This window comes from uncultured Empedobacter sp. (genome assembly GCF_937930195.1).
GTDB classification, from domain to species: Bacteria; Bacteroidota; Bacteroidia; order Flavobacteriales; family Weeksellaceae; genus Empedobacter; species Empedobacter stercoris.
This window is the reverse complement of the sequence record NZ_CALGVK010000164.1, coordinates 20379-33257: the sequence shown is the minus strand read 5'-3', so window position 1 is coordinate 33257 and position 12879 is coordinate 20379. Positions and strand designations below refer to the sequence as shown.

The 12879-nt window shown below is 32.7% G+C and carries 14 protein-coding genes and 1 other RNA gene; 12 read left to right on the top strand and 3 right to left on the bottom strand.

All coding sequences use genetic code 11. The features are described 5' to 3' along the window. The 5 genes from Q0616_RS09535 to Q0616_RS09515 all read left to right on the top strand — a co-directional run. A partial coding sequence (locus tag Q0616_RS09535; RefSeq protein WP_298776754.1) for an AAA family ATPase occupies positions 1 to 1046 on the top strand: 1046 nt, incomplete at its 5' end. 129 nt (positions 1047 to 1175) lie between these two features. Beyond that, positions 1176 to 1781 (top strand): hypothetical protein, encoded by a 606-nt coding sequence (locus Q0616_RS09530; RefSeq protein ID WP_171623250.1) that lies wholly within the window; start codon positions 1176 to 1178, stop codon positions 1779 to 1781. Positions 1782 to 1783: 2 nt separating this feature from the next. Next, complete coding sequence (locus Q0616_RS09525) at positions 1784 to 2632, top strand: phosphatidate cytidylyltransferase (protein WP_260542207.1); 849 nt, start codon at positions 1784 to 1786, stop codon at positions 2630 to 2632. After that, positions 2629 to 3279, top strand: coding sequence for a phosphatidylserine decarboxylase family protein (locus Q0616_RS09520; RefSeq protein ID WP_171623248.1), 651 nt, complete (start codon positions 2629 to 2631; stop codon positions 3277 to 3279). The genes Q0616_RS09525 and Q0616_RS09520 overlap by 4 nt, the downstream gene beginning before the upstream one ends. Before the next feature lie 85 nt (positions 3280 to 3364). After that, a complete protein-coding gene (locus Q0616_RS09515; protein WP_171623247.1) occupies positions 3365 to 3619 on the top strand; it encodes a hypothetical protein in 255 nt (84 codons plus the stop codon). Between the two features lie 13 nt (positions 3620 to 3632). On the opposite strand, the gene Q0616_RS09510 is transcribed toward Q0616_RS09515, so the two are convergent. Beyond that, positions 3633 to 4709 carry a glycosyltransferase family 2 protein gene (locus Q0616_RS09510; RefSeq protein ID WP_260542204.1) on the bottom strand — a complete coding sequence of 359 codons (1077 nt, stop codon included), beginning with the start codon at positions 4707 to 4709 and terminating at the stop codon, positions 3633 to 3635. Continuing rightward, positions 4710 to 5324 carry a recombination mediator RecR gene (recR, locus tag Q0616_RS09505; protein ID WP_171623245.1) on the bottom strand — a complete coding sequence of 205 codons (615 nt, stop codon included), beginning with the start codon at positions 5322 to 5324 and terminating at the stop codon, positions 4710 to 4712. A gap of 108 nt (positions 5325 to 5432) precedes the next feature. Between recR and Q0616_RS09500 the strand changes: the two genes are divergently transcribed. From Q0616_RS09500 to Q0616_RS09470, 7 genes are all read left to right on the top strand, one after another. Continuing rightward, a complete protein-coding gene (locus Q0616_RS09500) occupies positions 5433 to 6962 on the top strand; it encodes a sodium:solute symporter (RefSeq protein ID WP_260542201.1) in 1530 nt (509 codons plus the stop codon). 3 nt (positions 6963 to 6965) lie between these two features. Beyond that, a complete protein-coding gene (locus Q0616_RS09495) occupies positions 6966 to 7208 on the top strand; it encodes a hypothetical protein (protein WP_225539772.1) in 243 nt (80 codons plus the stop codon). 354 nt (positions 7209 to 7562) lie between these two features. After that, positions 7563 to 8408, top strand: coding sequence for a transketolase (locus Q0616_RS09490; RefSeq protein WP_171623241.1), 846 nt, complete (start codon positions 7563 to 7565; stop codon positions 8406 to 8408). Between the two features lie 26 nt (positions 8409 to 8434). Beyond that, entirely contained in the window at positions 8435 to 9916 is a 1482-nt protein-coding gene (locus tag Q0616_RS09485) for a hypothetical protein (protein WP_298776740.1), read from the top strand. 22 nt (positions 9917 to 9938) lie between these two features. After that, positions 9939 to 10637: a hypothetical protein gene (locus tag Q0616_RS09480; protein ID WP_298776737.1), complete on the top strand. Its 699-nt coding sequence runs from the start codon at positions 9939 to 9941 to the stop codon at positions 10635 to 10637. After that, a complete protein-coding gene (locus Q0616_RS09475) occupies positions 10637 to 11578 on the top strand; it encodes a transketolase family protein (RefSeq protein WP_188320221.1) in 942 nt (313 codons plus the stop codon). Before Q0616_RS09480 ends, Q0616_RS09475 begins: the two co-directional genes overlap by 1 nt. A gap of 185 nt (positions 11579 to 11763) precedes the next feature. Then, the gene (locus Q0616_RS09470) at positions 11764 to 12537 is read left to right on the top strand and encodes a LuxR C-terminal-related transcriptional regulator (RefSeq protein ID WP_225541189.1); all 774 of its coding nucleotides are present in this window, start codon (positions 11764 to 11766) and stop codon (positions 12535 to 12537) included. On the opposite strand, the gene rnpB is transcribed toward Q0616_RS09470, so the two are convergent. Further along, positions 12535 to 12844, bottom strand: an RNA gene (gene rnpB / locus Q0616_RS09465) — RNase P RNA component class A. The genes Q0616_RS09470 and rnpB overlap by 3 nt on opposite strands. Positions 12845 to 12879: the final 35 nt, after the last annotated feature.

The following is a 12879-nucleotide window of genomic DNA, read 5'->3' as shown; positions in this document are numbered from 1 at the left end:
TAAACCAATTATTAACAGAAATGGATGGTTTCGGAACAGAATCTAACGTAATTGTGATTGCTGCAACAAACCGTGCTGATGTATTGGATAAAGCATTGATGCGTCCAGGTCGTTTTGACCGTATTATTCATGTTGATTTACCTGAACTAAATGAACGTAAAGAAATCTTCGCGGTTCACTTACGTCCATTAAAATTAGGTGAAGATGTTGAAATCGAATTTTTAGCAAAACAAACTCCAGGTTTCTCTGGTGCAGATATATTCAATGTTTGTAACGAAGCTGCTTTAGTTGCTGCTCGTAAAAATAAAGAAGTAGTTGAAAAACAAGACTTCTTAGACGCTGTAGACCGTATTATCGGCGGTTTAGAGAAGAAAAGTAAAGTAATCAAACCATCTGAGAAAAAACGTATCGCTTATCACGAAGCTGGTCACGCAACAATCGGTTGGTTAACAGAACATGCTGCACCTTTAGTTAAGGTAACTATCGTTCCTCGTGGACGTTCATTAGGAGCTGCTTGGTATTTGCCAGAAGAAAGACAAATTACAACAACAGAACAATTGTTAGACGAAATGTGTATGACAATGGGTGGTCGTGCTGCGGAAGAAGTTGTTTTTGGTAATATTTCTACAGGAGCGTTAAGCGACTTAGAAAAAGTGACAAAACAAGCCAATGCAATGATTAGTATTTATGGTCTTAATAAAGAAATCGGAAATGTTTCGTACTACGATTCTTCTGGGCAAAACGAATACGGATTCAGTAAACCATATTCTGAACAAACAGCTCAAGTTATTGACAAGGAAATTAAGAAAATGATTGAAGAGCAATATGTAAGAGCAAAAGAAATCTTAGATATTAATCGTGATAAAGTTGACTTATTGGCTCAAAAATTAATTGAGAAAGAAGTTATTTTCAGAGAAGATTTAGAAGAAATCTTCGGCCCAAGAAAATATGTCAGCGAATTAGATCAAATGGAAGAGAAAGATGAAAAAACTTTCGAAACTGAACCGCAACAAGTAGTTCAACCAGAATCTGGAAATGATATTTAATCAAACCATATAATTTTCAAAAAAAATCGCCTTAAATAGGCGATTTTTTTTTACTTCTTATTATATTGTTAAAAATTATTACCTTTAGGGTAAATTTGTATTAAACCCGTACAAAAATTATACATTCCCATGTGGAAAGCAATTAAAAACCTACTTAAAAAAGCGACAGAGAAATCTGAAAATATTGACGATGATAATCATATTGATTTATTTCATCCCAATTTTTCTGAAAACAAAATTTCTATGGACGAAGTTTTTGCTACAAACTTCAACGCTGGTGGTGGTCATTTTTTATTCTGTGATAACAATCAAGAAGCTTTTCAAAACTTAAAAGAAATCATCAATTACGAAAATGTAACCGAATTAATTTGTCTTGATCCGAAACTTCAAGAGATGTTAACAAATAATCAGATTCCATATGTAGAAAACCCATGTGACTCGCGTTACACACTTAGTTTTCTGAATTGCGAATTCTTAATTGCGTTTGATGGTAGTATTATGTTATCTGCACATCAAACTTGTGGTAGAAATATAGATGATTTTCCATCAAATTTTATTATCTATGCACGCCCATCTCAATTAGTAGAAAATGTTGGGGCGGCATTACAAAAATTACGAACATTAAAAAAAGACAACCTTCCATCTAAAATAACTTCTATTCGCGGGAAAAACATGCACAAATTTCCTAATATACAGAATGCGAAGAATATTTATTTGTTGTTGGTTGAAGAATAGCGATGAAAAATTTAGCAATTAGAGCTTTCTCGGGACTTATATATGCACTTATTATATTTTTCGGAACAACAATACATCCAAAAGGGTTAATCGTCTTAATGATGGTTTTCGGACTTTTTTGTTTGTACGAATTCTTTAAAATCACAAACCTTACCAATAAACTTTACAAATTAGGAGCTTTGTTAGCTGCATTAATTGTTTTTGGTTATTATGGAAAAGAGTTTTTAGAAGCCTTCGAAACATCTAACCATTATTATTTTCACTTAAGAAGTTTATATTTCATTATACCTGTTTTATTTGTTTTTAGCATTTATGTTATTTTCAAATCTACAAATGAGTTATTGAATGATTTTGGAAAAGTTACTTTGGGTTTAACATACGTTATCGCTCCTTTTGCTGTCGCACTAACCTTACCAAGTTTTGATTATGCTTTAGGCGAAAAGGTAATGCATTACGAAGTTTTCTTTGTTTTCTTATTACTTTGGTGTAGTGATACATTTGCTTATTTGACAGGAAACTTAATCGGAAAACATAAATTAGCACCAAAAATATCGGGAGCTAAGACATGGGAAGGATTTTTTGGAGGAATCGTTTTTACGTTAATAGCTGGATTTTTGATTCAGAACTATTTTGGAGATAACTTACATGGAAATTGGATGATTATAGGTTTAATCGTTGCTGCATTAGGTCCAGTAGGAGATTTAACAGAGTCTAAATTGAAACGTTTTTTCAATGTAAAAGACAGTAGCAATTTAATTCCTGGTCATGGTGGTTTTTTAGATCGATTAGATAGTTTTATATTTGTCGTCCCATTTGTTTATTTGTATTATTTATTCGTATATATTTTATGAAACTTCACAGAGAAGGAACAGCAATTTTGATCGGTTGCTTAATTTTATTTGCAATCGCTACAGGAGTATTAAATTACTTTTTCCCTGTTTATGGCTTTTATTTTGCCTTGCCTTTATGGATACTTTACGGCTTTATCGTTTGGTTTTTCAGAAATCCAATTCGAGAATCAGACTCATCTGAAAACTGCGTTATTGCACCTGTAGACGGAAAAGTTGTTGTATTAGAAGAAGTATATGAAAGTGAATTTTTGAATCAGAAATGCATTCAATTATCTATTTTCATGACACCACTTAATGTACACGTTACACGTTATCCAGTAAATGGAAAAGTCATTTATTCAAAATATCATCCAGGAAAATTTTTAGTTGCTTTTCATCCAAAATCATCAGAATTAAACGAAAGAACAACGGTTGTAGTAGAAAATGCTGACCATACAAAAATTCTTTTTAGACAGATTGCTGGTGCTGTTGCGAGAAGAATTGTTTGTTATAGTAAAGAAAATGACACAGCTGTTGCTGGTAAAGAATACGGTTTTATCAAATTCGGTTCACGTGTTGATATCTTTTTACCACTTGATACAGAAATCAATGTAAAAGTTGGTGATAAAACAAAAGGCGGAATTCAGAAAATTGCACAATTGAAATAAATCAGTTAGTTGAACTCAATGTTTTTAACTAATTTTGTCAAAACAATATATTAATCATATACCCATACAATAAATTTTGTACGTCATGAAAAAATTAATTCTTTTAGTAGCTGTTGCTGCATTTGCTACTTCTTGTAACTCTAAAGCTGGTGGTAACCACGCTGTACTTCCTGTAGTTCACGAACCTGCTACTGCTGAAGAAATGCATCATAAAGCTGAAGCTCCTCATGAAAAACATGAAGAAGTAGTTGAAGAAAAACAAGAGGAAGTGAAAGATTCTACAAAAACTGTAGAAACTCCGAAAGTTGAGAAAAAAGATACTTTAAAAGCTGAACAATAAGATTCAGCTTTTTTTATTCATTTATTTTAATAATTTTCTTATCATCTCCAATCACATAATTACAATTCTTGGGACGAATGTAAAATGATCGAGTATTCGAATTATTTGTTGATATAATGGATAATATTTGTTGATAAGAAAACTCCTCTGCTTCTAATACTATATGATTCTCAGTTAACGAATGTAGTTCAGAAGTAGGATTTAACCAATAAAAATCTTCCTCATTTACATCAACTTTGAGTTTATTATTTGATGGATTGATTGAAAATTTCAAGATTTCTAACAAATATTTAATCGAAATTCCTAAACGTAAAAGTTGATAATTCAACCTATTATTTTTATAGTATTTCGCCAAAAAAATCATCATTGCTTCAAAAAAATGTTTGTAATATTTTTTATCTCGCTTTGTACTTTCTCCTTTATAATGTAAAACGGTTATATCTCCTTTATAATAGTTTTTATAGCCCGCTAATTCAGCACTGAAAGACAAATCGATGTCTTCACCATACATAAAATAACGTGGATCAAACCCTCCTATTTGTTGGTAAATCTTTTTCGTAGTAAACATAAAAGCACCAACCAAAATTTCGCAAGGTGCCGTTTCAAACTCCTCCACTTCTAATTTGTAATAATTATTCTTTTGTGAATGATTAAATCGATTAAATAGTTTAGAAAAAGAGTTTTTTGCTGTGGGGATATTTCGTTTAGATTCTGGATGAAAATTACCATTTGTATCCATCAAACGAACACCTATAAATCCTATTTTTTCTTTCGATTGATGAAGTTCTATTAAAGGTTTAAACAAATTCTCTGGTAGAACAGTATCCGGATTAAGAATCAAAATATATTCACCCAAAGCCTTTTCAACAGCTATATTATTCGCTTTTGCAAAACCATGATTCTCTTTTTGAAGCAGAAACTTAACCTCTGGAAAAAGGTTTTGTAGAACTGTAAAATCTGTTTCTGATGAATTATTATCAATTACAATGATTTCGCCATCTATGTTTTGTAAAGCTTGTTGACACGAATCAAGGCAAAGCTCTAAATGTTTTGGTGCATTATAACTAACAATAATTATCGATACTTTCATTTAAAATTTATTTTCAGAATACGGTATTCGATGCTGAATAGATCGAACCAATGTAGCTTCATCTGCATATTCCAATTCATCACCAACACCAAGTCCTCTCGCAATAGCTGAAAAAATAATTTCAGTATTCTTTAATTGTCGGTACAAATAAAAAACAGTTGTGTCACCTTCCATTGTCGAACTTAAGGCAAAAATTATTTCTTTTACATTCTCATTCTGAACACGATCAACCAAGGTTTGAATATTTAATTGTCCTGGACCGATGCCTTCCATTGGAGAAATCTTTCCTCCTAAAACGTGATATTGTCCTTTAAATTGTCCTGTGTTTTCAATTGCCATGACATCACGCACATCTTCTACTACACAAATCGTTGTTTCGTCTCGTAAAGGATTATTGCATATATCACAAACCTCATCATCAGAAATCGTATGACAATGCTGACAATACTTCACATCATTCACCAGATGAGAAAGTGCTTCAGATAAAGCAGTTGTCTGAGATTTGGGACGATTTAACATATGTAAAACAAGTCGCAAAGCAGTTCTCTTCCCTATTCCTGGCAAATTTGACATCTCTTCTACAGCTCGCTCTAAAACCTTGCTTGGGTAATTCATTCGTTCAAAAAAATTATAGACGACAAATTTACAATATTATCTTCTTAAAATTAATCGGTCATCATTAACTCAAAAATATTAAATTTGGGCTTATTTACTAAATAAATTATGAACTCAACAATTTTACTACTTTGTGTTATCGTATACTTTGTAGGACTTTTAGTTATCTCTTACTATACCAGCCGAAATTCTGACAATCAATCTTTCTTTAACGGAAACAAGAAAAGTAAATGGTGGTTGGTAGCCTTCGGTATGATTGGAACAAGTCTTAGTGGTGTTACTTTTATTTCGGTTCCAGGTACGGTTGGTAAGCTAACTGGATCGGAATATATTTACGGAGGATTCGAATATTATATGATGGTCATCGGGTTTTTCCTTGGTTACTTTATCGTAGCCGGAGTTTTACTTCCGTTGTATTACCGAATGAATTTAACCTCAATTTACACCTATCTCGGGAAACGTTTCAATGTCGAAGCACACAAAATGGGATCTGTTTTCTTCATTATTTCAAGAGGGATTGGTGCTACTGCTCGCCTGTATTTAGTAGTAAATGTCTTACAAATCTTTTTGTTAGATAATCTTGGCATTCCGTTTTGGGCAACAACATTCGTCTTATTATTGATGATATTATTATACACCTTCGAAGGTGGTGTAAAAACAATTGTGGTTACAGATACCTTACAAACATCTTTCATGATTATTAGTTTGATTGCTTGTATTTGGTTCATCTTATCGCACCTTAATTTATCTGTTGGCGAAGCTTACGATATGATGCAAGCCAAGAACTACACCCATTTGATTAATCTTGACCCAAACTCGAAAACTTATTTCCTAAAAACAATATTGGGTGGTATGTTTATCACGATTGCAATGACTGGTTTGGACCAAGAAATGATGCAGAAAAATATTTCGGTTGACAATCTACACAACTCCAAAAAGAACATGTTAACCTTTGCAGGAACATTGTTAATTGTCAATTTAGCATTCCTTTTCTTAGGTGGATTACTGTATTTATATGCGATGAGCGAAGGTGGTTTTTACACCGCCGATGGTTTCTTTATGCAACAAGGTGGGCAAAATATTATGGGTGATGATATGTTCCCTGCACTTTCTCTTTTAGGAGAACATTTCCCTATGATTATTTCGATTATCTTTATTATCGGTTTAATCTCTGCCCTATTTCCTTCTGCCGATGGTGCATTAACAGCAGTAACAAGTTCTTATTGTGTCGATTTATTAAACATCAACGAGGACAAAGTAAAATCGGAAAAGGAAAAGAAAAAGATTCGTATTCGTGTTCACTTAGTTTTTACGGTTGTTTTTTTTATTTTAATCATGGTTTTTAAAGCGATCAACAACAAATCTATTGTATATCTTGTGATGGAAGTTGCTGGTTACACGTATGGGCCATTATTAGGTTTGTTCGCTTTCGGAATTTTAACCAAACGTAATATTTACAAAAAATACGCAATCATTACAGTAGCACTTTCAGCACCTGTCTTTACTTATATCATCAACGAATTAGTCATTAACTTTAGCGACTATCGAATTGGTGTTGAATTAATCATACTAAATGGTTTATTAACTTTTATTGGATTGTGGCTTGTTAGTTCTAATCGTCAAAAAGAAATCAATTAAAAAATGGAAAAGAAATTAAAATTAATCTGGGATTTTTATGGTCCCGACGCTATACCAACGGCAAAACATCACGCCATTCATCTAAAACAATACGCAGAAAAAGAAAAATTGCAAAGTACGTTTGCAGAATTTGTTGAAGTAGAACCCGAATATGCGGTTGCTTATTTGGTTGTCGTAGAATCGGAAATGATACAAGTTCGCGACGCCTTAATACCACATCGTGGCGAATGGCACGTAGAAGAATAATCACAAAAATGGAGAAGCAAAGGTTTCTCCATTTTTTGTATGATGAATAAAATTTATAACCTATAAAATCAGAAGCACAAAAGAGAGGCTTCTTGTTCATCAACTCTTGCGCAGGTTTTTACTAACTCTTGCGCAGGTTTTCACCAACTCTTGCGCAGGTTTTCACCAACTCTTGCGCAGGTTTTCACCAACTCTTACGTAGGTTTTCATTAACTCTTACGTAGGTTTTCATTAACTCTTGCGCAACTTAAGTTTTATTGGTGATTATTCCCCCTATTTGTAGCGATTTATGTCCTATCATTTTTTTGCCGATTAAAAAAGAATTATTTTTGTTCAAATTTTTATAAACAAACAATGACACTTCAAGAACTTCAAACACAAGTACAACAAACAAGGAGAGATATTTTGAGAATGGTACATGCCGTAAACAGTGGACACCCAGGTGGATCATTGGGTTGTGCAGAATATTTTGCTGCATTATACGGTAAAATCATGAGCTATTCGACAGATTTTTCTATGGACGGAAAAGGAGAAGATTTATTTTTCTTATCAAACGGACACATTTCACCAGTTTTCTACAGCACATTGGCTCGTACAGGGTTTTTCCCAGTAAGCGAATTGGCTACATTCAGAAAATTAGATTCACGTTTACAAGGTCACCCAACAACACACGAAGGTTTGCCAGGTATTCGTATTGCATCAGGGTCTTTGGGACAAGGATTATCTGTTGCATTGGGAGCTGCACAAGCAAAAAAATTAAACAACGACGACAAATTAGTTTATACCTTACACGGTGATGGTGAATTGCAAGAAGGGCAAGTTTGGGAAGCATTTATGTACGCTGCTGGTAAAAAAGTGGATAATGTAATTGCTACAATTGATTATAACGGTCGCCAGATAGATGGAGATACTGATGTTGTAATGCCTTTGGGTGATTTGAAAGCGAAATTAGAAGCTTTTGGATGGATTGTTTTGGAAGAAAAAGAGGGGAATAATTTAGAAAAAGTTATTGCTATTTTAGAAAAAGCAAAGACATTAACAGGTAATGGAAAACCAGTTTCTATCTTATTATATACAGAGATGGGGAACGGTGTTGATTACATGATGGGAAGTCATTCTTGGCATGGGAAAGCACCTAACGACGAGCAATTAGCTTCTGCATTAGAGCAAAATCCAGAAACTGAATTAAAAGATTACTAAAAACAATCTAACATCATCAAAATACCATGAAAAAAATAGTTTATTCTATACTTGCACTTTGTTCTTTGACTGCTTTTGGACAAGAGAAAACATTTTCTTTTGACAAAAAAATAACGTACAAAGTTAATTTACCTGAAGAGTACAAAGAGCTGGTCAGCATACAAAATGATAATTTTCAATTTGTGATGTATCTATCAAAAGAAGCTGTTTTAGGAACGGCAGAGAACACACAAAATTTCTTAAATTATTACAGTACAGGGAATACTTTTTTTAGGGAATCATTCTTAATAACTGATCATAAATATTTTGATGTTACTGCAAATACGCTTGAAAATAATCTTTCGATAAAACTTCCTTCATATTACGAGGGGATTGATGAAGAGGAAATAAAGCCTTATCAAGATCATTATTTTTCTAACATTACCAATGTTGTTAATCTAAATAAAACATCAACAATCAACGGATATACCTGTAATAATTACGAAGTAATCTCGAAAAAAGATGATTTCGAAACGACTACTTCTATCTGTGTTGATGAAAAAAACTCGATTGATAATATTAGTTTTCTGCTGTCTAAACAAAATATCAAAGGTTTGCTCGTTAATTTAACAACGAACGATGAAGCTACATTTGGTTTTACCGTTGATAAAATAGGAAAAGCGAATGCAAAATTAACTTTTGATCAAGCAAAAGAAATTGAGAAGTTCGCCGAAAAATTAGAAAAAAGTAAAACGTATTACGAAGATTTGTACGCTAATACAGTTGTAGATTCTACCTATACAGCATACAACACAGACAATCGTTACGAAGATCCGATAATTAACTTTTATACCTATCAAACATCTGAAAATGATAATGTTAATCAACTTTTTTCGACTATTGCAGGTTTAAACTACAATTTAGTTTATACAGATGCTGATTATGATGGCAATCCTGATTTGGAACGATCAACTGCACTTACAACAGCAGAAGGTTCTACGAATCAATTAATTAAGCAATTCAAAAAGAATAAATTAGCAAATAAAGGAGAAGTAAAAGAGTTAAACAACCTTTTCAAAACGTATTTTGAAGATGCAAAAAACTTTAAATTAACTGAGGTATCAACAGCTTATGATGAAGCTGCCGCTGCGGTAGATTCTGCTTACGAAGCTGTAGATATTGCAGATTATTATAATCCTTACACTTCGACTTACAAAACGACTGATATTAGTGTAATTGATTTAGCAATCGACAATCCTAATGTACAGAGTTACTTGAAAATTGCACCAGCACATTGTAAAGATTTAAAAACTAAAATTCCGGCTTTCACAGACAAAGAATTAGGAAACTTGGTTTACAATTACGCTGGTCAAATATGTGATTTGTACATCTATCAAAGCGGAAGTGTTGGATTAACTGAAACAATTGATGCAATGAGAAAAAGTGTTTTAGAGATTACAAATAAATTCGATAAACTGAAAAAAGAAGACAAAGATAAGTTAACAACTTTCTTTAATTCTTTGGATTAATTATTTATCAAACTCATCGATCATGAAAAAATCAATCAGCTTTATTCTAATGTTTTTCGCCAGTTTTACTTTTGCTCAAATGCAAACGTATACATTTGAAAACGTCATACAATATCGCATCAAAAGTGATTTTTATTCAGATTTTTTAGATATTTTATCAACCAAAGATTACAAAGCGCATTTGATGATAACACGAACACCAATGGGAAATTTCGCTTCGTTAAAAGTGAACGAAAACATGTATTCTGTTTACAGCGAAGAAGAAAATCCAAAGGTTTTTAAAATAGATTTCGAAGGAACAAAAGATTTATTAGGAAATAAATTTCTTCTTACCAATCATCCAAGTTTAACTAATCAAGAGTTCGGAAACAACTATGTAGCGAACAAAACGGGTAAAAAAGAAACTATTCAAAATCAATTGTGCGAAGTTTATACTATTTTTAGAAAAGATAACGACAATGATAATGGAACTGAAATGTGTATTGATACAACATCTACTATCAACTCTGTTCCGTTTATCAATTCTGAATTAAATTTGAAAGGCTTGGTGTACCGAGTTGGACAGAATATTGTGTTAGAAAATGTAGAAACTTTAGAAAATTGGTTAAAAAATAATTCTGACGAAAACGAAACGATTTCACCAACTGATTTTATGTATCAATTTGATGAGAAAAAAGAAGTAGAAGAATACAAAAACGAATACAAAAAACAAAAACAATGATAGACTTAACATACACAGAAAAAAAAGATACACGTAGTGGATTTGGAGATGGATTAACAGAGTTAGGGAGAACTAACCCAAACGTTGTTGCATTATGTGCCGACTTGATTGGTTCATTAAAAATGGATCAATTTATCAAAGAAAATCCAGAGCGTTTTTTCCAAATTGGTATTGCAGAAGCAAACATGATGGGAATTGCAGCAGGATTAACAATTGGTGGTAAAATTCCTTTCACTGGAACATTTGCTGAGTTTTCTACAGCACGTGTATACGACCAAATTCGTCAATCTATCGCTTACTCAAACAAAAATGTAAAAATTGCAGCATCACATGCTGGTTTAACATTAGGGGAAGATGGTGCAACTCACCAAACTTTAGAAGATATTGGTTTGATGAAAATGTTACCAGGAATGGTTGTGATTAATCCTTGTGATTACAATCAAACAAAAGCGGCTACACTTGCTGTTGCTGAATATGAAGGTCCTGTATACTTGCGTTTCGGACGTCCTGCGGTTCCAGTTTTCACACCAGCTGATCAAAAATTTGAAATTGGTAAAGGAATTTTAATGAACGAAGGTTCTGATGTAACAATCGTTGCTACTGGACATTTGGTTTGGGAATCTTTGGTTGCAGCTGCTGAATTAGAAAAAGAGGGAATCTCTTGTGAAGTAATCAATATTCATACTATTAAACCTTTGGATGAAGAAATAATCTTAAACTCTGTCAAAAAAACAGGTAAAATTGTTACAGCTGAAGAGCACAATATCTTAGGAGGTTTAGGAGAATCTGTTGCACGAGTTTTAGCTCAAAAATTACCAACAAAACAAGCTTTTGTTGCAGTTAATGATACATTCGGTGAATCTGGAACACCTTCAGATTTGATGAAAAAATATGGTATTGATTCTACTGCAGTAATCGAAAAAGTAAAATCTTTACTTTAATACCTTTCAATAAAATAAAAAAGGAGCTTATTAAAAGCTCCTTTTTTATTGTTTTAGATTATTTAGGTTGGTTATAAAAGCAAAAATAGCTTTTACTATATATTTATCTTGCAAAAATAAGTTATCTTGCTTATTCAAAAAATACTCATCAATCGGTATTGTGGATAAACAATAAATCTAATTTTATGAATAAATCTGATCAAAAATCTTTAATAGAATATACTACAATCGTCAAACAACTTTGGAGTGAAAATACTGATTGTAGAAATAAAGAAGAAAAGGAGGATTGTTTTAAATCGATTGAAGAATCATTACAAGCATTCGCAAGTTTATCTATTGGTGAATATTTTATGTATGTAATCAATCCTAATTCGGCTGTTTTCGAGTATGTTTCTCCACAAGCTGAATCTATTTTAGGTTATCATCCGACAGAATATACCGCAGAACTTTGTGTAAAAATTGTACATCCTGATGATTTAGAAAATGTCATTGATATCCAACAAAAAATTGCAAATTTTAACACAGAAATTACGCCAGAGGAAAGAGTCAATTATAAATTTATGTATAACTTTCGTGTGATAGATAAAAAAGGAATTATTCATCAAATACATCTTCAACATTTTTTTTATGAATTGAGCGAAAATCTATTACCTAATCGTGTTTTTTGCTTAGCAAATGATATTACACAAATAAAAGTTGGTGGAATTCCAACTATGCAAATTTATAACATCGAAAATGGTTTAAGTAACTTGCTTCATCCGAAAACAGATTCTTCATTATTGTTAACGAAAAAAGAAAAAGAAATTGTAGAATATTTGTTCAGAGGTTATACAAGCCAAGATATTGCTGATGCTATTGGTTTGAGTAAACATACAATAGATACGCATCGAAGAAATATTTTGAAGAAAAACCATTGTTCAAATACATCTGAATTGTTTAGTCTTTACTTTAAAAAGTAAAAAAGCAAGCCGATAAGCCGGGTTCTGTCATCTTAATGATTTAAAATGCTTTGTCATTTATCTAGTGTTTCAGTTGCCTGAAACATCAATCTGCCTACCCCCCAGCAACGAACGAGTAGCTCTTAACTGCTGGTATACATGGCATTGCTCCGCATAGAGTTTACCTGGTTTCACTACAGCCGAACTGTACATACTTTCTGTTGCACTTGTCCTCGCCTCTCGACGGACGGGCGTTACCCGCTATGCTTACTCTTTGGAGCCCGGACTTTCCTCTTCACGTACATGAAGCGACAAAGTGGCTTGCTGAGCACAAATGTACGGCAAAAGTTACCGAAATAAAAA